The organism is Methyloferula stellata AR4, from assembly GCF_000385335.1.
Lineage (GTDB): Bacteria > Pseudomonadota > Alphaproteobacteria > Rhizobiales > Beijerinckiaceae > Methyloferula > Methyloferula stellata.
Map to the genome: position 1 here is coordinate 1,947,683 of NZ_ARWA01000001.1, position 25,982 is coordinate 1,973,664.

General features: G+C 61.4%; 23 protein-coding genes. 15 read left to right on the top strand and 8 right to left on the bottom strand.

Annotated features, from left to right (window positions below):
* Window position 1 precedes the first annotated feature (1 nt).
* Window positions 2-1,012, top strand: coding sequence for a tRNA dihydrouridine(20/20a) synthase DusA (gene dusA, locus A3OQ_RS0109600; RefSeq protein ID WP_020175172.1), 1,011 nt, complete (start codon window positions 2-4; stop codon window positions 1,010-1,012).
* Here dusA and A3OQ_RS21915 read toward each other — a convergent pair.
* From A3OQ_RS21915 to A3OQ_RS0109620, 4 genes are all read right to left on the bottom strand, one after another.
* On the bottom strand, window positions 964-1,380 hold the full coding sequence (locus tag A3OQ_RS21915) for a ribbon-helix-helix domain-containing protein (protein ID WP_020175173.1): 417 nt from the start codon (window positions 1,378-1,380) through the stop codon (window positions 964-966). The genes dusA and A3OQ_RS21915 overlap by 49 nt on opposite strands.
* 74 nt (window positions 1,381-1,454) lie before the next feature.
* Window positions 1,455-2,072: a DJ-1/PfpI family protein gene (locus tag A3OQ_RS0109610; protein WP_020175174.1), complete on the bottom strand. Its 618-nt coding sequence runs from the start codon at window positions 2,070-2,072 to the stop codon at window positions 1,455-1,457.
* Between the two features lie 101 nt (window positions 2,073-2,173).
* Entirely contained in the window at window positions 2,174-3,184 is a 1,011-nt protein-coding gene (locus A3OQ_RS0109615) for an ATP-binding protein (protein WP_020175175.1), read from the bottom strand.
* Between the two features lie 282 nt (window positions 3,185-3,466).
* The gene (locus A3OQ_RS0109620) at window positions 3,467-3,931 is read right to left on the bottom strand and encodes a globin family protein (RefSeq protein ID WP_020175176.1); all 465 of its coding nucleotides are present in this window, start codon (window positions 3,929-3,931) and stop codon (window positions 3,467-3,469) included.
* Between the two features lie 330 nt (window positions 3,932-4,261).
* On the opposite strand from A3OQ_RS0109620, the gene yajC reads away from it, so the two are divergent.
* The 11 genes from yajC (at window position 4,262) to mutL (ending at window position 18,490) form a co-directional block, all read left to right on the top strand.
* Window positions 4,262-4,618, top strand: coding sequence for a preprotein translocase subunit YajC (gene yajC, locus A3OQ_RS0109625; RefSeq protein WP_244427123.1), 357 nt, complete (start codon window positions 4,262-4,264; stop codon window positions 4,616-4,618).
* Window positions 4,619-4,659: 41 nt separating this feature from the next.
* Complete coding sequence (gene secD / locus A3OQ_RS0109630; RefSeq protein WP_020175178.1) at window positions 4,660-6,249, top strand: protein translocase subunit SecD; 1,590 nt, start codon at window positions 4,660-4,662, stop codon at window positions 6,247-6,249.
* A 131-nt stretch (window positions 6,250-6,380) separates the two neighbouring features.
* Window positions 6,381-7,346 (top strand): protein translocase subunit SecF, encoded by a 966-nt coding sequence (gene secF, locus A3OQ_RS0109635; RefSeq protein WP_020175179.1) that lies wholly within the window; start codon window positions 6,381-6,383, stop codon window positions 7,344-7,346.
* Window positions 7,343-7,729, top strand: a complete 387-nt coding sequence (locus A3OQ_RS0109640) for an Mth938-like domain-containing protein (protein ID WP_020175180.1) — start codon at window positions 7,343-7,345, stop codon at window positions 7,727-7,729. Before secF ends, A3OQ_RS0109640 begins: the two co-directional genes overlap by 4 nt.
* An 85-nt stretch (window positions 7,730-7,814) precedes the next feature.
* Window positions 7,815-8,669 (top strand): phytoene/squalene synthase family protein, encoded by an 855-nt coding sequence (locus A3OQ_RS0109645; RefSeq protein WP_020175181.1) that lies wholly within the window; start codon window positions 7,815-7,817, stop codon window positions 8,667-8,669.
* 236 nt (window positions 8,670-8,905) lie between these two features.
* On the top strand, window positions 8,906-11,965 hold the full coding sequence (ileS, locus tag A3OQ_RS0109650) for an isoleucine--tRNA ligase (RefSeq protein ID WP_020175182.1): 3,060 nt from the start codon (window positions 8,906-8,908) through the stop codon (window positions 11,963-11,965).
* A complete protein-coding gene (gene lspA / locus A3OQ_RS0109655) occupies window positions 11,962-12,504 on the top strand; it encodes a signal peptidase II (RefSeq protein ID WP_020175183.1) in 543 nt (180 codons plus the stop codon). Before ileS ends, lspA begins: the two co-directional genes overlap by 4 nt.
* A gap of 88 nt (window positions 12,505-12,592) precedes the next feature.
* The gene (locus A3OQ_RS0109660) at window positions 12,593-13,288 is read left to right on the top strand and encodes a hypothetical protein (protein ID WP_020175184.1); all 696 of its coding nucleotides are present in this window, start codon (window positions 12,593-12,595) and stop codon (window positions 13,286-13,288) included.
* 212 nt (window positions 13,289-13,500) lie between these two features.
* The gene (locus A3OQ_RS0109665) at window positions 13,501-14,874 is read left to right on the top strand and encodes a M16 family metallopeptidase (RefSeq protein WP_020175185.1); all 1,374 of its coding nucleotides are present in this window, start codon (window positions 13,501-13,503) and stop codon (window positions 14,872-14,874) included.
* A gap of 77 nt (window positions 14,875-14,951) precedes the next feature.
* The gene (locus tag A3OQ_RS0109670; protein WP_020175186.1) at window positions 14,952-16,232 is read left to right on the top strand and encodes a M16 family metallopeptidase; all 1,281 of its coding nucleotides are present in this window, start codon (window positions 14,952-14,954) and stop codon (window positions 16,230-16,232) included.
* Window positions 16,233-16,672: 440 nt separating this feature from the next.
* Window positions 16,673-18,490: a DNA mismatch repair endonuclease MutL gene (gene mutL, locus A3OQ_RS0109680; RefSeq protein ID WP_020175188.1), complete on the top strand. Its 1,818-nt coding sequence runs from the start codon at window positions 16,673-16,675 to the stop codon at window positions 18,488-18,490.
* Between the two features lie 169 nt (window positions 18,491-18,659).
* On the opposite strand, the gene A3OQ_RS0109685 is transcribed toward mutL, so the two are convergent.
* Window positions 18,660-19,655, bottom strand: a complete 996-nt coding sequence (locus tag A3OQ_RS0109685; RefSeq protein ID WP_020175189.1) for a DUF3298 domain-containing protein — start codon at window positions 19,653-19,655, stop codon at window positions 18,660-18,662.
* A gap of 71 nt (window positions 19,656-19,726) precedes the next feature.
* Between A3OQ_RS0109685 and purD the strand changes: the two genes are divergently transcribed.
* Complete coding sequence (purD, locus tag A3OQ_RS0109690) at window positions 19,727-20,989, top strand: phosphoribosylamine--glycine ligase (RefSeq protein WP_020175190.1); 1,263 nt, start codon at window positions 19,727-19,729, stop codon at window positions 20,987-20,989.
* Window positions 20,990-21,151: 162 nt separating this feature from the next.
* Here purD and rsmD read toward each other — a convergent pair whose 3' ends face one another.
* Window positions 21,152-21,706, bottom strand: coding sequence for a 16S rRNA (guanine(966)-N(2))-methyltransferase RsmD (gene rsmD / locus A3OQ_RS0109695; protein ID WP_020175191.1), 555 nt, complete (start codon window positions 21,704-21,706; stop codon window positions 21,152-21,154).
* A gap of 4 nt (window positions 21,707-21,710) precedes the next feature.
* On the bottom strand, window positions 21,711-23,372 hold the full coding sequence (locus tag A3OQ_RS21920) for a pseudouridine synthase (RefSeq protein WP_020175192.1): 1,662 nt from the start codon (window positions 23,370-23,372) through the stop codon (window positions 21,711-21,713).
* Between the two features lie 138 nt (window positions 23,373-23,510).
* Here A3OQ_RS21920 and A3OQ_RS0109710 point away from each other — a divergent pair, with 138 nt between their 5' ends.
* Window positions 23,511-23,939, top strand: coding sequence for a nucleoside deaminase (locus A3OQ_RS0109710; RefSeq protein WP_020175193.1), 429 nt, complete (start codon window positions 23,511-23,513; stop codon window positions 23,937-23,939).
* Here A3OQ_RS0109710 and A3OQ_RS0109715 read toward each other — a convergent pair.
* On the bottom strand, window positions 23,923-24,828 hold the full coding sequence (locus tag A3OQ_RS0109715) for an alpha/beta fold hydrolase (RefSeq protein ID WP_020175194.1): 906 nt from the start codon (window positions 24,826-24,828) through the stop codon (window positions 23,923-23,925). The two genes, A3OQ_RS0109710 and A3OQ_RS0109715, sit on opposite strands and share 17 nt — an antisense overlap.
* Window positions 24,829-24,998: 170 nt before the next feature.
* Between A3OQ_RS0109715 and ispH the strand changes: the two genes are divergently transcribed.
* On the top strand, window positions 24,999-25,961 hold the full coding sequence (ispH, locus tag A3OQ_RS0109720; protein WP_020175195.1) for a 4-hydroxy-3-methylbut-2-enyl diphosphate reductase: 963 nt from the start codon (window positions 24,999-25,001) through the stop codon (window positions 25,959-25,961).
* Window positions 25,962-25,982: the final 21 nt, after the last annotated feature.

Genomic DNA, 25,982 nt, shown 5'->3' on the forward strand with positions numbered 1-25,982 from the left:
AATGAAGTTGGATCAGCGGTTCATATTCAGCGTCGCGCCCATGATGGAATGGACCGACCGGCATTGCCGGTTCTTCCATCGCGTCTTGTCGCGCCATGCGCGGCTTTATACCGAGATGGTGACGACCGCTGCCATTCTGCGCGGTCATCGCGACCGGCTGCTGGCCTATGACGCGGCTGAACATCCCGTGGCTCTGCAGCTCGGCGGCTCCGATCCTGCCGACCTCGCCGCGGCCGCGGCCATTGGTGCGGACTTCGGTTATGACGAGATCAATCTCAACATCGGGTGCCCGTCCGACCGCGTGCAGGAGGGCGCTTTCGGTGCTTGCCTGATGCGCGAGCCGGCGCTCGTCGGCGACTGCGTCGCCGCGATGAAGGCGCGGGTTTCAATCCCCGTCACGGTGAAATGCCGGCTCGGCGTCGACGATCAAGATCCGCAAGAAGCGCTTCATGCGCTGGCCGAAAGCGTGATCGCGGCCGGCGCGGACGCCTTGATCGTGCATGCCCGCAAGGCCTGGCTGAAAGGCCTGTCGCCGCGTGAAAATCGCGATGTGCCGCCCTTGGATTATGGCCTCGTGCATGCGCTCAAACAGCGCTTTCCGCAAACGCCGGTCATCCTCAACGGTGGCCTCGTGCGGCTCGATCAGATGCAAGAGCAATTGCAGCAGCATGTCGATGGGGTGATGGTCGGGCGCGCGGCCTATCAGGACCCGGCGCTTCTGCTCGATGTGGACCGGCTGCTCTTTGGTGCCGAACCCGCCGCCGAAGATGCTTTCGCGGCGATCGAACTTTTCATGCCTTATGTCGAGCGGCGTTTGGCCGAGGGCGTGCCGCTGCATGCCATGACGCGGCATATTCTGGGCCTCTTCAATGGGCGCAAGGGCGCGCGCGCCTGGCGGCGGCATTTGGCGACCGAAGGCGTGAAGCCCGGCGCCGATGCGCGGATATTGCGCGAGGCTTTGGCCTATGTGCGCGATCCGGCGCGGCGCGATATGGCCGAGGCGGCGGCGTAGGAATTCACTTTCGCCAAACGCGGCCGGGGCCGTCTTTCGTCGGCGAGAACGAAAGCCGGATTGAGGCTGCCGATCGCCACTTTACGATCGGCCGGAATGCGCCCGTCGCGTTGCAGCGCCAGATAGCGCGCACAACAGACCCGCAGAAACGATGCGAAATTGTGCTTTTCGAAGCCCGACTCGACGATCTCATTGTAAAGTTTGGTGATGAGCTGATTGAGCGTCATGCCGTCGCGCGCGCCGATCTCGGTCAGAATCGTCCAAAACAGGTTCTCGAGCCTGAGGCTTGTCGAAACCCCATGCAGGCGCAATGAGCGCGTCTTCATCTCATAAAGCTTCGGATCGGCGCTGATGAAAATCTCGCACATGCGCGCCTCCTGGATCACCCGGCGGAGCCTCGTTGGGTCCGCCGGAGAGAATCGTATCATTGCCTCGGGCCAGATCAAGCCGCCGATTGAACCTGAGCCTGAGCCGCTTGGTCTTCGAAGCTGATTTTCACGCCGAGAACTTTGAGAAATTGGCCGATCCAGTCCGGATGCGCGGGCCAGGCGGGCGCGGTGACGAGATTGCCATCCGTGACGGCGCCATTGATCGGAATATCGGCATAGGTGCCGCCGGCATGTTCCACGTCGAAACGGCAGGCCGGATAGGCGGAACAGGTGCGGCCCTTCAAGACATCGGCGGCGGCGAGCAATTGCGCGCCATGGCAGATCGCGGCGACGGGCTTGCCGGCGGCGAAGAAATCCTGAACGATTTTGATGACATTGGGATCGAGGCGCAAATACTCCGGCGCCCGGCCGCCGGGGATGACGAGCCCGTCATAATTCGCGGCGGCGACATCGGTGAAGTCGGCGGTCAAAGCGAAATTATGGCCGCGCTTTTCCGAATAGGTCTGTTGGCCTTCGAAATCGTGAATGGCGGTCGCGATCGTCTCGCCCGCCTTTTTATTGGGGCAGACCGCGTCGACGGAAAGGCCCACGGCGAGGAGCGCCTGAAACGGCACCATGGTTTCGTAATCTTCGGCAAAATCGCCCGCGATCAAAAGGATACGCTTGCCCATGTGACGTTCTCCCTGCTGCATTGGTTTTTATGATGCAGGGGATCATACGCCCGTTGGCGCCGGATGGGTGTTAGCCGGTTACAGCAGGCGCGCGGTCTCTTTCACGCGATCGCCTTGCCAAGCCGCCCGGCGAGTTCCTGGATGAATTGCCACGCCGTCCGGCCCGAGCGGGCGCCGCGCGTCACCGACCATTCGAGCGCCTCGGCGGTGATTTTCTCCTTTTCGCCGCCTAGGCTGAAATGGTCGACATAGGCGAAGACCATGTCGAGATATTCGGCCTGCGAGCAATTGTGGAAGCCGAGCCAGAGCCCAAAGCGGTCCGAAAGCGAGATTTTCTCTTCGACCGCCTCGCCCGGATTGATCGCGGTGGAGCGCTCGTTGTCGACCATGTCGCGCGGCATGAGATGGCGGCGGTTGGAGGTCGCATAGAAGAGCACATTGCGCGGTCGGCCTTCGATACCGCCTTCGAGCACGGCTTTTAGGGACTTATAGCTCGTGTCCGCGACGTCGAAGGACAGGTCGTCGCAAAACAGCAGGAATTGAAAGGGCGCGTCGCGGAGCAAGCTCATGAGGTGCGGCAGGCTGTCTATGTCTTCGCGATGAATTTCGATGAGCTTCAAAGGCGGCGTGCTCGCCAAAAGATTGGCGTTGATCTCGGCATGCGCGGCTTTCACGAGGGAGGATTTGCCCATGCCGCGGGCGCCCCACAAAAGCACATTATTGGCGGGCAGACCTCTCGAGAAACGTTCCGTATTCTCCGTCAAAATATCGCGGATGCGGTCGATCCCGCGTAAAAGCGCGATCTCGACGCGGCTCACGCGCGGCACGGGCTGGAGCATTTCGGCCGCGGCATGCCAGACGAAAGCATCGGCGGCTGCGAAGGCGGGCGCTTCCGTCTCGCCCGGCGCCAATCTTTCGAGCGCGTCTGCGATCCGCTCCAAGACCTTGGCGAAATCCTCTGCCGCCGTAGGGGAAACCGGGGCCGGCTTCGACTTCGCCTTCAAGGCAATTTTTTTGCTCTTTTTCTGATCGGGGGCGGCTGCCGGGAAAAGCGCCTCTTTCGCCGCCGGAGACGAACCGCGCCCGCCGGGATTCTTTTTATTTTTGGACATGATGATGAGGTCTTGCGATCAGGATGGGCCGTAAAAGACACCGGATATATCCGATGTCTTGTGAATTATGAACGCTTTCGACTTCAATACGCACATATTCCAGTCGAGGGCGGATAGCCCGCGAAGACCCGCGTGCTATGGACCGTTTGAATCACTGAGGACCGTCATTGCGAGGCGCAAAGCGACGAAGCAATCCATGCCATAATTGAGCGGTTGCACTGGATTGCTTCGCTTCGCTCGCAATGACGGTCCTCGGATCACCTAATAAGTGAATCCCTATTTCTAGCCCGGCGCTGCCTGTTCGACGGCGGCCGCATTGCCTTTGGTTGAATGGTCTATCGCGTCGCGGGCCGCGGCCTTCATCGTTTCAGCGATGAGGACATAAGTCGCGATCCAGGCATTGCGCACCTCGGGCGTGAAAGCCTCGCCCAATTGCTGCTCCAAGGTCCAAATCAGACTTTGTCCGATGACATTATAATGCTCGTCGCGCACACCGTAGCCGACGTGCCGGATCGCGAGGGCTTCGAGCGTCGGGACGACGGTCTCGAGACTTTGAAGGCCGGCAACGAGCGTCGCGAGCATGCGGACCAATTTCTTGCTCTGGACGGCCATATCCTCCTTGAACATCTCCTTCAAGGTGGGGTCCAGGCTGAACAGGCGCTCGTAGAATTTCGGTCCGAATTCGTCCGCCTGAGGCAGAATTTGAACGAATGTCGTCTTGACCATATCGACTTCGGCAGGCGTCATGACAAACCTCCCTTTCAGCAAAGCTTTTGGTGGCGCAGCCTTGCTCGGCAGCGGAGCTTATGCCCACTCCGGGAAAAGTCGAATCAACGGTTGCTCCATCCCACGCAAAGGCTCGATGATCGATGGCTTGATAGACGAGCGCGTTGATCTTCTGCCGGAAATACCAGCGGATCGGACCGGCGATAGTCGACCGTCTTCCGGCTAGGGATGCGGATTTGGCCGGGGCCGCCGCCGTTCATCGGGTCCGGCAGGCTTTCCCGCGCATTTTCGCGGCGCCATTGCTTTCGGGGCGCCGCTGGCTATAGTCCGCCGCCAATCCGGCCCGGGCCCATGATGGAGACGCTTTTGATTACGCCCGCTTATGCGCAGACCGCGGCTGGTGCGGCTGTCGGTTTGAACGATATTCTCATCCAATATGTCGCGCCTTTCGGCCTGATCTTCATCATCATGTATTTTTTGGTCCTGCGACCGCAGACGAAAAAAGCCAAAGATCATGCCGAACTCGTCAAGAACGTCCGGCGCGGTGACAGTATCGTGACGTCCGGTGGGCTCATCGGTAAGGTCACCAAGGTGATCGACGACGCCGAAGTCGAAATCGAGATCGCGCCGAATGTCAGGGTGCGCGTGGCGCGTCCGATGATCGCCGATGTGCGGTCCAAAGCCGAGCCCGTCAAGGAACAGGCTTGATCGCCCGCCATTGCGGGCCCAACCGGATGATTTGAACCCTCATGCTGCGTTTCGCGACTTGGAAAATCGTTTCGATCCTCGCCATGACGGCTTTGGCCTTCCTGGTGATCGTGCCGAGCCTGCTTTCGCCTGCGACGCGCGAGGTCGTGTCGTCGCATATACCCTCCTGGGTGCCTTTCAAGACCATCGTGCTCGGCCTCGACCTTCAAGGCGGCTCGCATGTGCTGCTCGAAGTCGACAGCGCTTCGGTGGTGAAGACGCAGGTCGACAATTTACGCGACGACGTGCGCCGCGTGCTGCGCGAGGAGAAGGTTTCGATCACGGGTGGCATAGGCATCTTGCCGCGCGGCGTGCAATTGCGCATTGCCGACGCGGCGGAGCGCGACCGAATCCTGCCGAAGCTCCACCAGCTTGGGACGCCGGTCGGCGCCGGACTGACAGGACGCGTGTCCACGCTGGACGTCAATGACAATGGCAGCGGCCTTATTCAGCTTACGCTGACGGATGCGGGTATCAAGGACAAGATCAGACGTGCCGTAGAGCAGTCGATTGAGGTTCTGCGCCGCCGCGTCGATGCGCTCGGCACGACGGAGCCCAATATCCAGCGCCAAGGCGACGACCGCATTCTGGTCGAGGTGCCGGGCCTGCAGAACCCCGATAAGCTCAAAGAAATTCTGGGCACGACGGCGAAGCTCGAGTTCCGCCTCGTCGCCGATCCAGGCGCCGATTCGAACGATGTCGAAATGCTCGATCAGACCGATCAGCCGGGCAAGATCCCGGTCGAGAAACGCGTCATGGTGCAAGGCGAAGACTTGACCGATGCGTCGCCCGGCTTCGACAGCCGGACGCAGGAGCCGATCGTCAATTTCAAATTCAATATTCGCGGCGGCCAGCGCTTCGGCCAGGTGACATCTGAAAATGTCGGGCGGCCCTTCGCCATCGTGCTCGACGGGAAGGTCATTTCGGCGCCACGTATTCTGGGGCCGATCACCGGCGGCTCCGGTCAGATCTCCGGGCATTTCACGGTTGAATCGGCGAATAATCTTTCGGTCTTGCTGCGTGCCGGCGCCTTGCCCGCCAAGCTTACGATCGTCGAAGAGCGCACTGTTGGTCCGGGCCTCGGGCAAGATTCGATCGATGCCGGCAAACGCGCCGCCTATGTGGGCGCGGCACTTGTCGCGTTCTATATGCTGATCACCTACGGCACGTTCGGCATATTCGCGAATATCGCGCTCTTCGTGCATATCAGCTTCATCTTCGCCGGGCTGATCTTGCTCGGCGCGACGCTGACCTTGCCGGGCATCGCAGGTATCGTGTTGACGATCGGCATGGCGGTCGACTCCAATGTGCTGATCTATGAGCGCATCAGGGAAGAAAACCATATGGGGCGTTCGGTCATCGCTTCGCTCGATGCCGGCTTCAAACGCGCGTTTGCGACGATCGTCGATTCGAATGTGACGATGTTCGTCGCCGCCGCGATCCTGTATTTTCTGGGCTCCGGCCCCGTGCGCGGCTTCGCGGTATCGCTCGGCCTTGGCATTCTGACCTCGATCGTCACCGCTGTGACCATGACGCGGATGATGATCGCCGTCTGGTATCAATTCGCGCGTCCGAAGCGCCTGCCGATATAATACGCAGCCCTCCTGCTGAGGAGCCCGCGTAGCGGGCGTCTCGAAGCACGAGGGCGATCCTGAGGCTTCATCCTTCGAGACGCGAGCTTCGCTCGCTCCTCAGGATGAGGAATGTGTAGAAGGTTAGTTAGATGAAGCTTCTCCGCCTCGCGCCAGAGAATACCAAATTCGGCTTCATGCGTTTCAGGCGCATCAGCTATCCATTCTCGGCCGTGATGTCGATTGTCTCCGTCGTCTTGTTCCTGAGCGTCGGCATGAATTTCGGCATCGACTTTTCCGGCGGCACCTTGATCGAGCTCAAGGCGAAATCCGGCGTGGCGGATATCGCGCAATTGCGCGCGACCACCGAAAAAATGAATCTCGGCGATGTGGAAGTGCAAGGCTTCGGCTCGCCCTCGGAAGTGACTTTGCGCTTCGGCATTCAGCCGGGCGGCGACGCGGCGCAAGAGGGCGCCATCAGCCGCGTGAAAAACGCCATCGGCGACGAATATGAGATTCGCCGCACCGAGCTCGTTGGACCGCGCGTCTCGGGCGAACTCGTGCAATCCGGCACGCTCGGCGTCGTCGTCTCGATCATCGCTGTGCTCTGCTATTTGTGGTTTAGATTCGAATGGCAATTCGCGGTCGGCGCGATCATCGCCACCATGCACGATCTTCTGCTGACGGTTGGATTCTTCTCGATCACCCAGCTCGAATTCAACACGACATCGATCGCCGCCATTTTGACGATCGTCGGCTATTCGCTGAACGAAACCGTGGTCGTGCTGGACCGTATCCGCGAGATGATGAAAAAATACCGCAAAATGCCGACCGATGAATTGATCGACCTCTCGGTCAACGCCGTTCTGCCGCGCACGATCATGACGGCGACGACGGTCTTTCTCGCGCTTCTTTCGCTCGTGACATTCGGCGGGGCGGTGATCCGCTCCTTTTCGCTCGCGATGATCTGGGGTATTTTCGTTGCGACCTATTCGTCGATCTTCATCTGTTCGCCGATGCTGATCTATCTCGGCCTGCGCAACGAAGGACCCGAACCTGCGCCGACGGCCCCGGCCAAAACGGGCACGGGCAAAACGGCTGCGAAAGCCGCCGCGTGAGCGAACCGAAATATTCAGGCTTTCTTCCCGGCAAACATGTCATCGAAGCCTATGGGCAAGGCGGCTTCCGTTTCGGAGGTATGTCGCATAAGGGCTCGATCCTGGCGCTTCCCTCCGGCATCAGTGCGTGGAGCGTGCACACACCCGACGAGATCGACGTCACCTCGCTTGCGTCGGTCTTCCAGGAGCCCAAAGGCGCAATCGAACATCTTTTGGTCGGCACGGGCCAGGCACTCGTGCCGCTTTCGGCAGCGTTGCGCCAGGCCCTGCGCGAGGCCGGAATTGTCGCAGAGCCGATGACGACGGGCGCCGCCGCCAACACATATTCGATCCTTTTGCGCGAGGATCGTCTGGTGGCCGCGGCGCTTTTGGCGGTGCCATAATTTGCTGAGTCCTCAGGCGTCAGGCAAGACAGACATTCCATTATCAGATATGACGCGCCCGTCGATTTGAAGCGAATTGGATCCCATGCCAGAACGCTCGGAAGATTACGCTTATTGCGAAACCATGCTGCGCCGCGACGATTCCGACCGGTGGCTCGCGACTTTCTTCGTTCCCGAGGCGTTTCGCAAACATGTCTATGCGCTTTACGCCTTCAACATCGAGATCGCGCGGGTACGCGAGATCGTCTCCGAACCTCTGCTCGGTGAGATCCGCTATCAATGGTGGCGCGATGTGCTTGAAAAGCCCGGGGAGGGGGATGTCGCAGCCAATCCGGTCGCGGCGGCTTTGCTCGATACGATCGAGCGTTTCGCCCTGCCGAAGGATTCGCTTCTGCGGCTGATCGATGCGCGTGTTTTCGATCTTTATGACGAACCGATGGAAGACATCGGCGCCTTCGAGGTCTATGCGGCGGCGACCACATCCAATCTCTTCCGGCTTGTGCGGCTCATCGTCGATCCGGAGGATATTGGCGGCGGGCTCGGCGTCGCCGAACATGGCGGCATCGCCTATGCGGTGACGGGACTTCTGCGCGCATTGCCTTGGCACAGTGCGCGCGGCCAGCTCTATGTGCCGCGCGAACTTCTGAAACGGTTTGGCGCCGATCGCACGGATTTCGCGCTGGGGCGGGCGACGCCCGAAATCTGCGCGGCGCTCGCGGAGATGCGCAATTTCGCGCGCAACCATTTGGAAGTCTTCGCGACGCGCATCGCCGGCCTTCCCGACGCCAGCCAGGCACCGTTTCTGCCGGTTGCGTTGTGCGAGCTTTATCTGAAGCAGATGGACAAGCGCCGCTACGACCCGTTCAAGACGCCGGTCGTCCTGCCGCAATGGCAGCGGCAATGGGCGCTGTGGCGCGCCTCGCGCAATTGGCGTAGCTAGAGCATCGGACCGAAAAGTGCGAAGCGGTTTTCGGATAAATCCGATGCGACCAAAAAGACTGAAGGCATCGGACCGATTCTATATAAACATTCGCCGCCCTAGACGCAGGCTTAATATCTGGAAAGTTGATCCTATTTCCCGGACATGATCTAAGCGGCATCTCGTGGCAAAACGGGTCCCATCGTGCGCTTTTTGCATAGGGTCCTGGCACGAAATGCTCGAATGAGCCGGATATCATGAACGATCAACCGAAAATGGCCGCTTCCGAGAAGACGGATGGGCCGGACTATTCAAAGACGCTCTTTCTGCCGCAGACGGATTTCCCGATGCGCGCCGGGCTGCCCAAGAAGGAGCCCGAGCTTTTGGCGCGCTGGACCGAGATCGGCCTCTACCAGCGCCTGCGCGAAACCGCCGCCGGGCGTCCGAAATTCGTGCTTCATGACGGGCCGCCCTATGCCAATGGCAATATTCATATCGGCCATGCGCTGAACAAGATCCTGAAGGATCTCGTCACCCGTTCGCAGCAGATGATGGCAAAGGATTCGAATTATGTTCCGGGCTGGGACTGCCACGGCCTGCCGATCGAGTGGAAGATCGAGGAGCAATATCGCGCCAAGGGCAAGAACAAGGATGCCGTGCCGGTCATCGAGTTCCGGCGCGAATGCCGCGCCTTCGCGGAGAATTGGGTCAATATCCAGCGCGAGGAATTCAAGCGGCTCGGCGTCGCCGGCGATTGGGATCATCCCTATCTCACGATGAGTTTTCCGGCCGAGGCGCAGATCGCCCGCGAGATCATGAAATTCGCGGCCAATGGCTTGCTCTACCGCGGCTCGAAGCCGGTCATGTGGAGCGTCGTCGAAAAGACGGCATTGGCCGAAGCCGAAGTCGAATATGAGGACCATACCAGCGACACGGTCTATGTGGCGTTTCCTGTCTCGTCCTTGAAATGCGAAGGCGCGAGCGGGCAGACCGATCTCTTGAATGCGCAAGTCGTCATCTGGACCACGACGCCTTGGACGATTCCGGCCAATCGCGCGATCTCCTATTCGCATAAGATCGCCTATGGGCTCTATCGCGTGACGGCAGCGCCCGAGACGAATTGGGCCAAGGTGGGCGCGACCTATGTGCTTGCCGACAATCTTGCCGAGAGCGTCTTCAAGGCGGCCAAGGCCGATGCTTTCGAACGGGTGCGGGAAGTCACCGCCGCCGAACTCGCCGGTCTCACCTGCGCGCATGCGCTGGCCGATGTCATTCCTGCCTATAGTTTCCCGGTGCCGCTTTTCGACGGCGACCATGTGACGGATGACACCGGCACGGGCTTCGTCCATACCGCGCCTTCGCATGGCCGCGACGACTTCGACATATGGATGGCGAATGGCCGCGTGCTCGCCGAACGCGGCATCGAAACCCGCATTCCTTACACGGTCGATGCCGACGGCTTCCTGACCAAGGAAGCACCGGGCTTCGAAGGCCGCCGCGTCATCGACGACAAAGGCAATAAAGGCGATGCCAACGAGGCCGTCATCAAGGCTTTGATCGAGGCCGGCCATCTCGTCGCGCGCGGCAGGCTGAAGCACCAATATCCGCATAGTTGGCGGTCGAAGAAGCCGCTCATCTTCCGCAACACGCCGCAATGGTTCATCGCTTTGGACAGACCGATCAGCTCTCCGACTTTTTTGCCTGGCGATCATGTTGCCCAGCGGGCCGTCTCTGGTGAGGCAAACTATCTGCAGACGCTGGACACTCTACGTAACAGGGCTTTGAAAGAGATCGCAAAGACGCGCTGGTATCCGGCCGCGGGCGAGAACCGCATCACCGGCATGATCGCTAATCGGCCAGACTGGGTTGTCTCCAGGCAAAGAGCCTGGGGCGTGCCGATCGCCGTCTTCGTTAATCGCGAGAGCGAAGAAATTCTCGTCGACGATAAAGTCAACAAGCGCATCGCCGATGCCTTCGAGGCCGAAGGCGCCGATGCCTGGTTCGCGGATGATGCCGCCTCGCGCTTTCTTGGCGCCGATTACGATCCCGCGCTGTTCGAGAAGGTCAATGACGTGCTCGACGTCTGGTTCGATTCAGGCTCGACCCATACGTTCACGCTCGACGATCCGGTTCATTTTCCGGGCCTCGCCGGAATCCATCGTCTGCGCGACGGCGGCCTGGACGAGATCATGTATCTCGAAGGCTCGGACCAGCATCGCGGCTGGTTTCACTCCTCGCTGCTCGAAAGCTGCGGCACCCGCGGACGCGCACCTTACGACGCTGTTCTTACCCATGGTTTCGTCTTGGACGAAAAGGGTCAGAAAATGTCGAAGTCGCTCGGCAATGTCACGGCGCCGCAGACGGTCATCAAGGATTCCGGCGCCGATATTCTGCGCCTTTGGGTGGCTGCGTCCGATTATTCCGACGATCTGCGCATCGGCCCGGAGATCTTGAAGACCTTTGTCGAAACCTATCGCAAATTGCGCAACACGATCCGCTGGATGCTGGGTTCGCTCGCGCATTATGATCGGCATGCGACCGTCGGCTTCGACCGCATGGGCGAGGTCGAGCGCCTCATGCTGCATCGGCTGAAGGAATTGGACGAAGACATCCGCGATGCCTATGAGCGCTTCGATTACAAGCGCGTCGTGGCACGGCTGTCGGCCTTCCTCAATACGGATCTTTCGGCCTTCTATTTCGACATCCGCAAGGACACGCTTTATTGCGAGCCGATCTCAAGCGAGAAGCGCCGCGCCGCGCTTGAAGCGATCGAGCAGATTTTCCGCGCCGTGACTTTGTGGCTCGCGCCGATCCTCGTCTTCACCTCGGAAGAATGCTGGCTCGCGCGTTATGGCGACACCGTTTCGGTACATCTCGAAACATTCGAAGAGATCCCGGCTGTATGGCGCGACGATGCGCTGGCTGCGAAATGGGAGCAGATCCGCCGCATCCGTTCCGTGGTGACCGGCGCGCTTGAAATCGAACGGGCGCAAAAACACATCGGCTCGTCGCTTGAGGCGGCGCCCATCGTCTATATCGCGGATGCGGCCATGCGGGCTTTGCTCGATGGCATCGACTTCGCCGAAATCTGCATCACCTCGGATCTCAAGATCGAGGCGGGCGAGGGGCCGGCGGAGGCCTTCCGTCTTCCGGATGTTCCAGGTGTGGCCGTCGTCGTCGCACGGGCCGAAGGCCGCAAATGCGCACGCTCGTGGAAGATCTCGCCCCTCGTCGGCAGTGATCCCGAATTCCCCGATGTGACGCCGCGCGACGCGCAGGCGTTGCGCGAATTGAAGGCAGCGGGCCTTTGGCCATGAGCCCACGGCTGCTTGGCGGCCTGGCCGCGCTCGTCACGCTGATCGCCGATCAGGCCAATAAGTTTTGGCTGATCTGGGTCTTCGGCATAGGCGAGCGTCAGCCGGTGCGGCTGACACCTTTCTTCGACATCATCTATGCGCGCAACACGGGCATTTCCTATTCGCTGCTGAGTGCCAATACAGAGCTGGCGCGCTGGGCTCTCTTCGCTGCGACCTTTGCTGCGACGCTCCTCATCGCCTTCTGGCTGTGGCGGGCGCGCACGAAGCTCGTCGCATTGGGTCTCGGCCTCATCGTCGGCGGCGCGCTTGGCAATGCCTGCGACCGGTTTTTCTTCGGCGCGGTCGCGGATTTTTACCATTTTCATGTGGGCGGCTTCTCTTGGTATATTTTCAACCTTGCGGATTGCGCGATCGTCGCGGGCGTCGGCCTTCTCATCTACGACTCCCTCATTCTCCGGCTCGCCGAGAGGGCAGGCGGGAGGGGCGAGACCGGCGGGATTAGCCAAACTGCCACCAAATCGCCGCGAAGTGAGGCATAATTCCAAAGACATGCCTCTGAAAACCTATAGAGTTTTCGGGTGTCGTCCGGGGGTTCCGCCGCGTGTTACGGTGAAAAAGGCGAATATCATGGCTTTCGATCATCTCAAGTTCTCGCAGAAGACATGCATGGCGACCGCAGGCGCCGCGCTTTTGATCGGCGCGTTCTATGCGGTGCCGGCCAAGGCCTTCGAAGATACGAATACGTTCAATTCCTTCTTGGGCTTCTTCGGCATGCAAGCCGATAAGGACAAAGATTCGATTGATTATCGTGCCCGCGCGCCGCTCGTCGTGCCGCCGAAGATGGATCTGCCGCCGCCTCAAGCCGCCAACGCCGGCCATCCGCAGGATTGGCCGATCGATCCGGACGTGACCGCCCGCCGTAAAGCTCTAGCTGACTCGCACCGGCCGGCGCCGCAGATCACGCCGAACACCCGGGCTGAAATCTCCAAAGAAGAGCTCATGAAGGGCCGGAGCGATACGACGATCACCGTGGATGACAAAGACGATAGCTGCGGTGCGCTGGGCGGAGCCGCATCGTGCGGAGGGTCGGCCTGGGATTATGTGACCCAGAAGCTTGGCGTATCGAAGAAAGAGGAAACGGTCGTCCTGACCGGCAAGGAGCCGGACCGGAAATATTTGACCGAGCCGCCGCCTGGTTACCGGGCGCCGACGGCCAAAGTCGCAGATACGCCGGATAGGGTGAAAACCGCTCCCGACGATGGCGATGCGCAGGCCTATATCCGCAAGGAGCAGGCACATAAGCATTCGGTTGACAACGACTAAGCCGGCCTGACCTAGGCATGCCACCCCGGCGAAATTCCGCAGGGGTGGGGTGCCGGTTTGGGAATTTCTGTCTATATTGCTTTCATCAACTGTGCGAACTGGCGCCGCGAAGGCTGCCGCTTCGCTGTCTTCTGATCATCAAAAGACGCGTTGAAACAAGATCATAGAGCGCCGGTGGACCGCCTCCGGCCGGGCGCTCTTGAATGAAAGCGATGGATCTTATGTCGTCAGGTCAGATTCCGGCCGCTCCCGGTTCCCTCTTCCTCACACCGTCCGCTTCGGCTTCCGCGAAACCCTCGGGCCCCGCGATCGTGCAAGCCAAGCTGGAAAATGGCCTCGATATCGTGGTGATCCCCGACCATCGCGCCCCGGTCGTGACGCATATGGTCTGGTATCGCAACGGCTCGGCGGATGATCCGCAGGGCAAGTCCGGCATCGCGCATTTTCTCGAACATCTGATGTTCAAGGGCACGCGCGACAATCCGCAAGGCAAATTCTCCGAACTCGTCGCCGATTTCGGCGGCCAGGAGAATGCCTTCACCTCGAATGATTACACGGCCTATTTTCAGCGCGTGCCCAAGGATCATCTGTCGGTCTGCATGGAATATGAGGCCGACCGGATGAAGAACCTCGTCCTTTCCGACGAGGTGGTCGCGCCCGAGCGCGACGTCGTTCTCGAAGAGCGCCGGATGCGCACCGATTCCGATCCGTCCGATCAATTGAACGAGGCGGTTCAAGCCGCGCTCTTCACGCATCATCCCTATGGCAAGCCGATCATCGGCTGGAGCCATGAGATCGAAAGCCTCGAGCGCGCCGATGCGCTCGGCTATTACAATCGCTTCTACACGCCGGAAAACGCGATCCTCGTCGTTGCCGGCGATGTCGAGCCGACCGAGGTCGTCGAGCTTGCCCGCTCGATCTATGGGAAGATCGAAGCGCATGGCGAAGCGCCGAAGCGCTTCCGGCCGCAAGAGCCGGAGCCGCGGGCGCATCGCCTCGTCAAACTCGCCGACGAAAAAGTCGAACAGCCTTCGCATCAGGCCGTCTATCTCGTGCCGTCCTATCGGACGGCCGAGCCCGGCGTCGGCGAGGCGCTCGAAGTTCTGGCGCATCTCCTCGGCGGCGGCCAGACGAGCCTTTTGTTCAAATCGCTGGTGATCGATCAGAAGATCGCGGTCGCAGCCGGCGCGCATTATGCCGGGACGGCCGTCGATCAGACACGCTTCTATCTCTATGGCATGCCGGTGCCCGGCGTCAGCCTCGAGGCGCTCGATGCCGCGATCGACGCGGTTGTCGCCAAGGTCGTGCGCGACGGTATCGAGGAGGCCGATCTCACCCGCGCCAAGACGCGGCTCGTGGCGGAGGCGATTTACGCACAGGACAATCAGGCGACGCTGGCGCGCTGGTACGGCGCCTCTCTCGCGACGGGCTTGAAGCTCGAAGATATCGCGGCCTGGCCCGACCGGATCGAAGCTGTGACCGCCGAGGACGTGAAAAAGGCGGCGCGCTGGCTCGACAAAAGGCGCGGCGTGACCGGCTTCCTGCTGCCGGTCCATCAGGAAGCACAAGGCATAGCAGCGGAATAGGCCTCGAGCGGCTGGCCGCATCTTCTGCGCGCGAATCAACGGGTTCGCGGCGACACCTTGATTGGACGTTTTAGGACATGACAGCACTGGCCAAGACCGAAAGCCCCTCCCGCGCCGCGAGCGTTCAGAAAGTCGTCTCGAAAGGCGGCATCGAAGCGTGGCTTGTCGAGGATTATGCGGTGCCGCTTATCGCGCTCGAATTCGCGGTAAAAGGCGGCGCGGCGCAAGATCCGCAAGGTAAGCCGGGTGTCGCCACCATGCTTGCCGGCCTGCTCGACGAAGGGGCAGGGCCTTACGACTCGGACGCGTTCCATCGCGCGCTCGACGATCATGCAATCGAAATGTCCTTTTCGGCCGATCGCGATGTGCTGGGCGGCCGTATGCAGACGCTGTCCCGGAATAGTGGCCGCGCGTTCGAGCTTTTGCGCATGGCGGTGACCCAGGCGCGGCTCGACGAGGAGCCTTTGGAACGCGTGCGCAGCCAGCTCTATGCCGGCCTCAAGCGCGAGGTGAACGATCCGGATTATGTCGCGGGCCGGACCTTCCGCGCCATGTCCTATCCGGGCCATCCTTATAGCGCGCCGGTGCGCGGCGAGCTTGAAAGCCTGCCGGCGCTGACTCGCGCTGATCTTCTCGCCATGCGGTCCTCGATGCTCGCTCGCGATACGTTGAAGATCGCGGTCGTCGGCGCCATCGATGCCGTGACGCTCGCAGGCCATCTCGACGACGTCTTCGGCGATCTGCCGGAAAAGTCGCATCTCGGCGTCATCGGGGACGTCGATGTGGCGGGCGCAGGCATGCGCTATGTCGTCGATGTCGACGTGCCGCAATCGACGATCCGCTTCGGCCGCCAAGGCATCGGCCGCAAGGACGTGGATTTCGTGCCGGCGACCGTGGTCAATCACATTCTCGGCGGCGGCATTTTCTCGGCCCGCCTCTTCCGCGAAGTGCGCGAAAAGCGCGGTCTTGCCTATTCGGTCTACTCGCAGCTCGCGACCTATGATCATGGCGCCATGCTGATCGGTGGCACCTCGACCAAGAACGAGCGCGCGGCGGAATCGATGGATGTCATCCAGGGCGAAATCTCGAATCTCTCCGAGCATGGCCCGACCGAGGAAGAGCTCGACAAAGCGAAGAAATATCTGATCGGCTCTTATGCGCTGCGCTTCGACACATCGACGAAGATCGCCGGTCAGCTCGTGCATTTGCAGAGCGACGGCTATGACGTGACCTATCTCGACGAGCGCAACAAGCTGATCGCCGCCGTCACGATGGAAGACGCCAAGCGCGCCGCGAAGCACCTCTTCGGCGATGCGAAGCTGCTGGTCGCCGTCGCGGGCAGGCCCGAGGGGATGTAGGACCTTCGTGTCCTAGTCCCTTGTGGGAGAAGATGCTCGGCGGAGCCAGCCGGATGAGGGGCTTGCAGTCGAAAGCCCTATTGTCATTCACAGCTTGCCAATCATCTCTTGGCGGCGAGCATGGCGAGCGGGCAGCTTTAGTCAATGATCGCTTCGCGACCGCCGCAGGCGGCGGCCCTTCGGGCCGTCATTGACAAAAGCAATGCCCACCTCGCCGAAAATGTCCGCCATCAGATGAATGGCGACATCTGATCTTGCGGCCCAAATCTCAAGGATGGCACCTGTCTTTTTCGTACGGGAGATGGTTCGCTCCCAAGTTTAGCCAGGCTTGCCTGTGAAGTTTGCGTAAAAGCCGCCTTGCCGCCCATTGCGTGCGTGCCGATGTAATCTGGACGCGTTAGAGTCCAAAGAATCACCGTCACGCTGGCGTCAAGAGTCTCATGCCCATCCGCCGCCTTGATCCTCTGCTTGTCGACCGCATCGCGGCGGGCGAAGTCATTGAGCGTCCGGCGGCGGCGGTGAAGGAGCTTATCGAAAATGCGCTCGATGCAGGCGCGGGCCGCATCGAAGTCGCGATCGAGGCGGGCGGGCGCCGTCTGATCCGCGTCATCGACAATGGCAGCGGCATGAGCGCCGCAGATCTCGATCTCGCGGTCGAACGCCATGCGACCTCGAAACTCGCCGACGGCGATTTGTCGGCAATCGCGACACTTGGCTTTCGCGGCGAGGCTTTGCCGTCGATCGCCTCCGTCGCGACGCTCGACATCGCGACCCGCAATGACGAAGCCGAGCATGGTTTTGCGATCCGCATCGATCAAGGACTGAAACGCGGCATCGTGCCCGCCGCGCAGAGCCGCGGCACGCGCGTCGAAGTGCGCGACCTTTTCGCGGCGACACCGGCGCGGCTCAAATTTCTAAAGAGCGACCGGGCCGAGGCCCAGGCCGTGAAAGATGTCGTACAGCGCCTTGCCATGGCGCATCGGGGCGTCGGTTTTGTCTGTTCAGGGCCGGATATTTCGAGCTTCGATTATAAGCCGTGCGAGGCTTCGGACGCGGGGCTTCTCGCGCGTCTGGCGCAAGTGCTCGGCAATGATTTTCGCGCCAACGCGCTGCATGTGATGGCCGAGCGCGAAGGCTTCGGTCTCGCAGGCTATGCCGGCCTGCCGACCTGGCATCGCGCCAATGCCTCGGCACAATATCTTTTCGTCAATGGCCGGCCGGTTCGCGACAAAGTGCTTCTGGGCGCGGTGCGCGCCGCCTATCTCGATTATCTGCCGCCCGGCCGCTATCCGGCGCTGGTGCTGTTTCTCCACTGCGATCCGCGCGAAGTCGATGTCAACGTGCATCCGGCCAAGGCCGAAGTCCGGTTTCGCGATCAAGGCCTCGTGCGCGGCCTTATCATCGGCGCGTTGAAACAGACATTGGAAGGTGCGCTGCATCGCGCTTCGCCGACCAATGGGGCGTCGGCCATGCTCGATCGCATCCATCGCCATGCGCCGCATGCGCAGGATTCGCAATGGATCTCGGAACATGCGGTCGAATGGGATTGGCGGCAATCGCCGGCGCGCCCGGCGGGTTTCGCCGAGGGGCATCAGGACCGGTTCGACACCTGCGTGATGCCGCAGGCCGATACGCGGCCGCATGAGGCCGCGCCATCTGGTCAAGCCGCTGTCGATGCGCCCCTCGGCGCCGCGCGGGCGCAAATCCATGACACCTATATTCTGGCCCAGACGCGCGACGGCATCGTGATCGTCGATCAACATGCGGCGCATGAACGGCTGGTCTATGAGCGGTTGAAGGCCGCGCGGGCCACGCAAGGAATCGAGCGCCAGATCCTGCTCATTCCGACGGTGGTCGAAATGGCCGAGGCCGATGTGGAGCGTCTCATCGATGCGGCGCCGCGCCTGGTGGAATTCGGACTCGTCATCGAAGGATTTGGCCCCGGCGCCGTGGCCGTGCGCGAAATGCCCTCTGTGCTGAGAGGCGGCGACGTCGTCCATCTCGTGCGCGATCTCGCCGATGTGCTCGCCGAAGACGAGCGCACGGCGGTGCCTTTGGAGCGCCGGCTCGACCATGTTCTGGCGACCATGGCCTGCCATCATTCGGTGCGCGCGGGGCGCCATCTCAGCGCCGAGGAAATGAACGCGCTGCTGCGTGAAATGGAACGCACGCCCGGCTCCGGCCAATGCAACCACGGGCGCCCGACCTATATCGAGCTGACCCTCGCCGACGTCGAGACATTGTTCGGGCGGCGATAGGCACTATTGTTGGGCGCTAACCCTCTCCCAGGGGGAGAGGGTGGTTGGCGGAGCCAACCGGGTGAGGGGCTACAGCTTCTATAATTTTAAGACCGTAACCCCTCATCCGCCTCGCATTCGCTCGGCACCTTCTCCCACAGGGAGAAGGTTCGCATACGATGTAGATCCCTCACGGCAAAACGCTGCCGGGCTTATAGAACCGGTGCAGCACTTCGACCGGAAAGGTGCATTCATACGAGCCCTCGACATAGGCGCCGAGTTCGTAAGGATCGAAGCTCACGGTGCCTTGCGCCGCCGTAAAAGACCATCTGTCGAATTTGCTGAGATCGTCGCCGATCGTGCTGCGCAATTCCTTTATCGCGGCCGGGCTTTTATCGTAATCCGGCATTTTCTCGGCCTTTTGCGCTTTGATCTGCGTGAGGCAAAGCTCTTCGAGCTTCGGAAAGGCGGTTGGCTCGAACACATCGCCGAAGCTCAGATCCTTGCCTCTGGCGACGTCGATGTTGATACCGGTGGTTCCGCTATTGCCATGTGCGCCGCCGGAAAAAAGATAGGTTTCCATCGAAGCCGAGAGAAACTGCGGCGAGGCATAAGTAACGCGCAGATGGAGGTCGTAGGTATAGGTCATGTCGCGTTGATCGTCGGTCTCCTTTTTTGACGGCGCTTCCTCCAGCAGTCTATCGATTTCGACGTTGAAGCGCTTTTCGCCCGGCAGCACCGGCGCGGCGAATTTCGAGACGGTGATATCCTGCTCATAGAGCTTGGCGGTGGCCGTCTGCGCGACGATGACCGGGACGAGATCATGTCCCGTGCCGGGGCCCGACTCTGGCTTGCCTTGCAGATAGGCAGCCCGGCGTTGCGTCCAGTCGATCAGGCATTTGACCGAGGGCTTTTTATCCTCGGCGCAGAAATTGGCGCGCTGTTTCAGCCAAGCGCGCTGCGATTGGAGAAGCTGTTTTTTCTCGTCCTCCGAGGAGCGCCCGTAGAGAGCCGACCAGGCGCCATCCATCGCCTTATCCGCGGCTTGAGCCGCCGGATCGGCGCAGATCGCCTTTTCGAGGGGTGAGGCTGCCTTCTGGCAATCCATGGCGAACGCGGGCTGGGCAAGGCCGAGGGCCATGATGGTAAAGGCTAAAACGCCCCGCAGGCTGGGCTTATGTGTCAAATGCGCCGCTCCTTCATGTGCTTCTAAAACAGACGTTACACGGGCCTCAAACGATGGCATAGACTGGCATTATGAACGTTCTTCTCATCGGCGCCGGCGGCCGCGAGCATGCGCTTGCCTATACCCTGCGCAAAAGCCCCTCGCTCAACCGGTTTTTCGTCGCACCCGGCAATCCCGGCATCGAAAGACTGGCCAAATCCGTCATTCTCGCCAGCGGCGATCATGAGGCTGTCATCGCCTTCTGCCGCCGCCAGGCCATCGATTTCGTCGTGATCGGTCCGGAAGGGCCACTCGTGCGCGGCCTTGTCGATGCGCTGGAAGAGGAAGGCATCGCCGCTTTCGGACCTTCCGAAGACGCGGCCTTGCTCGAAGGCTCGAAGAGCTTTGCCAAAGAGGTCTGCAAATGTTTCGCGGTGCCGACCGCGGCCTATGCGAAGTTTACCGATGCCGAGAGCGCCAAGGCCTATGTCCGTGAACAAGGCGCGCCGATCGTCGTCAAGGCGGATGGGTTGGCTTCGGGCAAAGGTGTTGTCGTCGCCGAATCCGCCGCCGAGGCTGAAGCCGCGATCGAGTCCATGTTCGGCGGCCAATTCGGCGAAGCCGGCGAAACCGTCGTCATCGAAGAAAAGCTGATCGGCGAAGAAGTCTCCTTCTTCGCGCTTTGCGACGGGACGCGGGCGCTGCCGCTCGGCTCGGCGCAGGATTATAAGCGCCTCGGCGACGGCGATACCGGCCCCAACACCGGCGGGATGGGCGCCATTTCGCCGTCGCCTCTCATGGACGAGGCGTTGACGGCCCGCGTCATGAAGGAAATCATCGAGCCCGTGGTCGCCGGCATGGCGGAATTGAACCGGCCTTTCGTCGGCGTTCTTTATGCCGGGCTGATGCTCACGGCCGATGGGCCGAAGGTGCTCGAATTCAACGTGCGCTTCGGCGATCCGGAAGCCCAGGCGCTTCTGCCGCAACTGCAAACCGATCTCCTGCCGTTGTTCAAGGCTTGCTCGGACGAAAACATGCCGATGGATCCGGTGAAGCTCTCCGGCAAAAAGGCTGTGACTGTCGTCATGGCGGCGCCCGGCTATCCGCTCGATCCACAGCTTGGCTCGGAGATCAAAGGTCTCGATGCGGTCGAAGACATGCCAGGCATCATCGTCACCCAGGCCGGCACGAAGAAGGACGGCAAAAGATTGCTCGCAGATGGCGGGCGGGTGTTGAGCGTCACCGGTATCGGCGCCGATCTCGCGGAAGCCCGCGAGAAGGCTTACGCGGCCGTCGCCGCGATCGATTGGCCCGAGGCCGTCTACCGGAAAGATATCGGCGCGGGGAAGGCGTAGTGGGCCGCAGAAAATGACCTCGAAGCCCTCGTCCTTCGAGACGGGTCCTGCGGACCCTCCTCAGGATGAGGGCTTGGGAAGAGCTGCAACTAGCCCTCATCCTGAGGAGCACGCGCAGCGTGCGTCTCGAAGGACGAGGGCGACAGAAACTGACGCAGCAAGTTACGGTGCCCGCAAAAACAAAAGCTGCGTATCGTCGTAGCGGCGCGTCTCGAGCAATGTGAAACCCGCAGGCAAAGCGATCTCGGCCTCGGCCAATTCCTCGACAATCACCAAAGCGCCTTCGATCAGCCAGCCGCCTGCTGCGAGGCTCGCAAGCGCGGGCTCAGTGAGGCCCATCCCATAGGGCGGATCGAGAAAGGCGAGGCTGAAGGCGCCACCCGGCGGGGCTGCGCCAAGCTTGCGCGCATCCCGGCGAAAAAGCTTCGTGACGCCGCCGAGGCCGAGCGTGTCCGTATTGGCGCGGATGATCGCCCGCGCGGCGTCGCTGTCATCCACCATTTGCGCGAAGGCTGCGCCGCGCGACAGAGCCTCGAAGGCAAGCGCCCCCGTGCCGGAGAAAAGATCGATCACGCGTGCGCCCTCGACTGGATCGCCATAGGCATGGGCGAGAACGTTAAACAGGGTTTCGCGCAGCCGGTCCGACGTCGGGCGAATGGCATTGGAGGATGGGCCCTTCAGGACCCGTCCCTTGAGACGGCCGCCGACAATCCGCATGGGGTCAGCGCGGCCGCGGTGGGCGGCCGGGCTTTACCGGGCGTCCGGCCCGGGGAGCTGCGCTCGCGGGCCGCGCGCCCTTGGGATTTGCACCCCTCGAATTTGCGCTCTTCGAATTTGCGCCTTTTGGATAGGTGCCTTTGGGATAGGTACCCTGCGGCCGGGCCGCTGCCGGCTTGGCCGCCGCTTCCGACGCCGGCTTTCGCGGCGTGCGCTTGCCGTCCGGCGAACGAGACGCTGCGTCCTGTCGCGCCGAAGGCTTTCCAGCCGTGCGTGTTTTGCCGGAGGGGCGCTCCGCATTTCCTGTTTTGAAGCGGCTCGCAGCTCTCGGTGCGCGGGCTTCCTGTTGATCACGCGCGGGCTCCTCGCGCCTGCGCGGCGCCACTTTGGCCTTGCGCTCGACAACGACTGCGCGGCCTTTGCGGTCCGCTGTTTCGCTTAAAAAGCTGCGTTTGCGTTCGCCCTGTTCGGGTGTCGCGCCTGTCGCGCGCATCGCCGAAATATGTTTGCGTGGACCGCGCGGCTTGAAGGAAGGCTCCACCGGCGCCGGTGCTTCGCGCTTGTCCGGAGATGCGCGCCGGTCGCCGCGCAAGGGCGACGGCTTGTGATCCCGGCCTCTTGGACGCGGGGTGTCGCCATGTGTTCGCGCGGGCTTACTATCGCCTCCTGCTTCGCGCGGGCCACGCGCTCGCACTTGCCCGCGCGGCGGCGGCGCTTCCTCCTTATGCGGTTCGGCAATGGGGCTGTCGAAATCGGCATCGGCTTCGTTGGCGAGCGTCGGTCCCAGCTGATCGCGCAAGATGCGCGTGCGTACTTCTTCGACCTTGCCTTCCGCCAGATCGCCGAGCTGGAAAGGCCCGTAGGACACACGGATCAGCCGGTTGACGTAAAGCCCGATATGTTCGAGCACGCGTTTGATCTCGCGATTTTTGCCTTCGCGCAGACCGAGGCTCAGCCAGACATTGTCGCCTTGAACCCGATCGAGCGTGGCGTCGATGCCGGCATAGTCGATGCCGTCGACGGTCAGCCCATCGCGCAGCCGGTCGAGCACGGCCTGATCGGTCTTGCCGTTAGCGCGCACGCGATAGCGGCGCACCCATGCGGTCGAAGGCAGCTCGAGGACGCGGGCCAGCCCGCCGTCGTTCGTCAGCAGCAAAAGCCCTTCGGTATTGATGTCGAGACGGCCGATGCTGATGACGCGCGGACCGTCCGGCCAGTTTTGATGCAGATAGTCGAAGATCGTCTGGCGCCCTTCCGGGTCCTTGTCCGTCGTGACAAGCCCGCGCGGCTTATGAAACAGAAAGAGCCGCGTGCGCTCGCGCGGCGCCAGAGCCACGCCGTCGACCGTGACCATATCCTCCGGCCCGACATTGATCGCGGGCGTCGTCAGAACTTTGCCGTTCAGCGATACCCGGCCCTCTTCGATCCACACCTCGGCGTCACGCCGCGAGCAAAGCCCGGCGCGCGCCATGACTTTGGCGATGCGCATGCCGGCCGTTTCGTCGCGCGGCGGCCGCGCATCCTGCTTGCGCGGTTTCGGCTTGCGATGAAGCCCCGGCCGGGCCGGCTTGGCCGCCACGGCAGAGCGCTCGGGCCTCGGCTTGCCTTTGCGCGGATTCTCGCCCTTTCGGGTCGGCGCGGCGTTTTTGACTCTTTTGTCGATCATGGAGTTTGATCATCCGATCATGTCGCAGGATGGCAATCTTGCGATGATCTTATCCGAAAACGCAGCATCTTTTCGAAATCATGCTCAAGGTTTCCAAAAAACATGACATTTGACCGGTCTCTAGCAGGAGATGACCCCATGACGCGGGCTTTTGCCGAGGCGCGCCAAGCACAGCAGCGCGGCGAAGTGCCGGTCGGAGCCGTCATCGTGCGCGGCAGCAAGATTTTGACCTCCGCCGGCAATCAAAGCCTGCGCGACGCGGATCCGACGGCGCATGCGGAAATGCTGGTCATCCGCGCGGCCTGCCGCGAACTCGATTCGGAACGGCTCAACGACTGCGATCTCTACGTGACGCTTGAGCCTTGCGCCATGTGCGCTGGGGCGATCTCCTTTGCCCGGTTGCGCCGCGTCTATTTCGCGGCCTACGATCCGAAGGGCGGCGCCGTCGAGAACGGCGGACGGTTCTTCGCGCAGCCGACCTGCCATCACGCGCCGGAGGTCTATGGCGGTATAAGGGAGAGCGAAGGCGCCGATCTGCTTCGGAGTTTTTTCAAGGAGCGGCGCTAAAAAACCCCATCAGCGCCGTCAGCGTCGCCTGCGGGTTTTCCTCGGTCAGGAAATGCCCGCTGTCGATCTTCTGACCGGACACATTGGTCCCCCATTCCCGCCAGATATCGAGGGGTGCGCCGCCGGGCAGGCCGCGGTTGCCCCAAAGCACGAGAAGGGGCCGGTCGATCTTCTTTCCGGCTGCGAGATCGTCTTCGTCGATACTGCGGTCAAGCGTCGCACCGGCGCGATAGTCCTCGCAGCTCGCATGAATGCGGGAGGGCTCGTTGAAGGCGCGGCGATAGTGCTCCAGCGCGGCCGGATCGATAAAGTCCAATGTTTTAAAGGCGCTCCAGCTCTTCAGCGTATGTTCGAGGTAATAGAGCGCGTTCGGACCGATGAGCGTTTCGGGAAAGGGCGCCGGCTGGGCCAGAAACATCCAATGATAGACGCGAAGGGCTGCCTCGGCATCCATATAGCGCCATTGCATGGCGGTCGGGACGATATCGAGCACGGCCACGCGTTCGAGCCGTTCGGGATGATCGAGTGCCAGGCGATAGGCCACACGCCCGCCGCGGTCGTGTCCGGCGACATGAAAGCGTAAATGCCCCAAAGCCTGCATGACCTCGATCACATCCTCGGCCATCAGCCTTTTGGTATAGAGTTCGCCTTTTTCGCTCTGCGGCGCGGAGGACCAGCCGTAGCCGCGCAAATCCATCACGATCACTCGGAATTGTTGTGCGAGATCGGCGGCGATCTTGTGCCATTGGACATGGGTCTGTGGATATCCGTGCAGCAGGAGCAGCGGCGGCCCGGACCCGCCGGAGCGGGCAAAAATCCGGCCGGCCTTCGTATCGACCCAATGCACCGCAAAACCTGGGAAAAGATCAGCGAGATCAGGGGAACTCATTATCGGCCCTCTGTACGTGATATGCGTCGACGAATCGCAGTTTACAGCCAAGACTTAATCTGTGCGTTACCTCACGGACTAAAGGCTTGGCGGCCACAGGGTTAAAGACGGCCCCTTGACACCAATACGCCGCCACCCCACAACCATAAGGATCTTGAGTGGATCAGCGCATGGAAAAAAAACCGAAGCTTCGCATCCTGCTTTGTGCGCCGCGCGGTTTTTGCGCCGGCGTCGTCCGCGCAATCGACGCGGTGGAAGAAGCGCTGAAAATCTATGGCGCACCCGTCTATGTGCGCCATGAGATCGTCCACAACAAATATGTCGTCGAGGGGCTGAAAGCCAAGGGCGCTATTTTCGTCGAGGAACTCGACGAGATTCCCGATACCACAAAGCCCGTCATCTTCTCGGCCCATGGCGTGCCGAAGTCCATTCCCGAAGTCGCCGAGAAGCGCCAGATCTTCGCAATCGACGCGACATGCCCCTTGGTCACCAAAGTGCATCGCGAGGCGGAGTTTCATCATCAGCGCGGACGGCAGGTTTTGCTTGTCGGCCATGCCGGGCACCCGGAAGTCGTCGGCACGCTGGGACAATTGCCGAAAGGCTCGATTTTCCTCGTCCAGACGCCGGAAGATATCGAGAACTTCCAGCCGGCCGACGAAGCCAATCTAGCCTATGTCACGCAGACGACTCTGTCGATCGACGACACGCGCTCCATGGTCGAATGTCTCACCAAGCGCTTCCCCAAAATCATTGGGCCGCTGCGCGAAGACATTTGCTATGCGACGACGAACCGCCAGGAAGCGGTAAAGCGGATCGCGGCTTCCGTCGATGCGATGATCGTCGTCGGATCGTCCAATTCCTCCAACTCGCAGCGCCTCAAGGAAGTGGCCGAACGCTCGGGCTGCAAGCTCGCGCGTCTGGTTCTGCGGGCCGACGATGTCGAATGGGAGCTGTTTGCCGATATTTCATCGCTCGGCATCACGGCCGGCGCCTCGGCGCCGGAGGTTCTGGTCGAGGAGATCATGGCGGCCTTCGCCGAGCGCTTCGAGCTTGTCGTCGAGACGGTCTCGACCGCGGATGAGAGCGTCTTCTTCCCGCTGCCGCGCGAATTGCGCCCGGAGAATGCGGTTTAATCTCCTACTGGAGAGTGTGAA

Coding starts and splice junctions, on each gene's coding strand:
- dusA (WP_020175172.1), top strand. CDS start 2: ATGAAGTTGGATCAGCGGTTCATATTCAGCGTCGCGCCCATGATGGAA.
- A3OQ_RS21915 (WP_020175173.1), bottom strand. CDS start 1,380: ATGTGCGAGATTTTCATCAGCGCCGATCCGAAGCTTTATGAGATGAAG.
- A3OQ_RS0109610 (WP_020175174.1), bottom strand. CDS start 2,072: ATGGGCAAGCGTATCCTTTTGATCGCGGGCGATTTTGCCGAAGATTAC.
- A3OQ_RS0109615 (WP_020175175.1), bottom strand. CDS start 3,184: ATGTCCAAAAATAAAAAGAATCCCGGCGGGCGCGGTTCGTCTCCGGCG.
- A3OQ_RS0109620 (WP_020175176.1), bottom strand. CDS start 3,931: ATGACGCCTGCCGAAGTCGATATGGTCAAGACGACATTCGTTCAAATT.
- yajC (WP_244427123.1), top strand. CDS start 4,262: ATGATGGAGACGCTTTTGATTACGCCCGCTTATGCGCAGACCGCGGCT.
- secD (WP_020175178.1), top strand. CDS start 4,660: ATGCTGCGTTTCGCGACTTGGAAAATCGTTTCGATCCTCGCCATGACG.
- secF (WP_020175179.1), top strand. CDS start 6,381: ATGAAGCTTCTCCGCCTCGCGCCAGAGAATACCAAATTCGGCTTCATG.
- A3OQ_RS0109645 (WP_020175181.1), top strand. CDS start 7,815: ATGCCAGAACGCTCGGAAGATTACGCTTATTGCGAAACCATGCTGCGC.
- ileS (WP_020175182.1), top strand. CDS start 8,906: ATGAACGATCAACCGAAAATGGCCGCTTCCGAGAAGACGGATGGGCCG.
- lspA (WP_020175183.1), top strand. CDS start 11,962: ATGAGCCCACGGCTGCTTGGCGGCCTGGCCGCGCTCGTCACGCTGATC.
- A3OQ_RS0109660 (WP_020175184.1), top strand. CDS start 12,593: ATGGCTTTCGATCATCTCAAGTTCTCGCAGAAGACATGCATGGCGACC.
- A3OQ_RS0109665 (WP_020175185.1), top strand. CDS start 13,501: ATGGATCTTATGTCGTCAGGTCAGATTCCGGCCGCTCCCGGTTCCCTC.
- A3OQ_RS0109670 (WP_020175186.1), top strand. CDS start 14,952: ATGACAGCACTGGCCAAGACCGAAAGCCCCTCCCGCGCCGCGAGCGTT.
- mutL (WP_020175188.1), top strand. CDS start 16,673: ATGCCCATCCGCCGCCTTGATCCTCTGCTTGTCGACCGCATCGCGGCG.
- purD (WP_020175190.1), top strand. CDS start 19,727: ATGAACGTTCTTCTCATCGGCGCCGGCGGCCGCGAGCATGCGCTTGCC.
- rsmD (WP_020175191.1), bottom strand. CDS start 21,706: ATGCGGATTGTCGGCGGCCGTCTCAAGGGACGGGTCCTGAAGGGCCCA.
- A3OQ_RS21920 (WP_020175192.1), bottom strand. CDS start 23,372: ATGATCGACAAAAGAGTCAAAAACGCCGCGCCGACCCGAAAGGGCGAG.
- A3OQ_RS0109710 (WP_020175193.1), top strand. CDS start 23,511: ATGACGCGGGCTTTTGCCGAGGCGCGCCAAGCACAGCAGCGCGGCGAA.
- A3OQ_RS0109715 (WP_020175194.1), bottom strand. CDS start 24,828: ATGAGTTCCCCTGATCTCGCTGATCTTTTCCCAGGTTTTGCGGTGCAT.
- ispH (WP_020175195.1), top strand. CDS start 24,999: ATGGAAAAAAAACCGAAGCTTCGCATCCTGCTTTGTGCGCCGCGCGGT.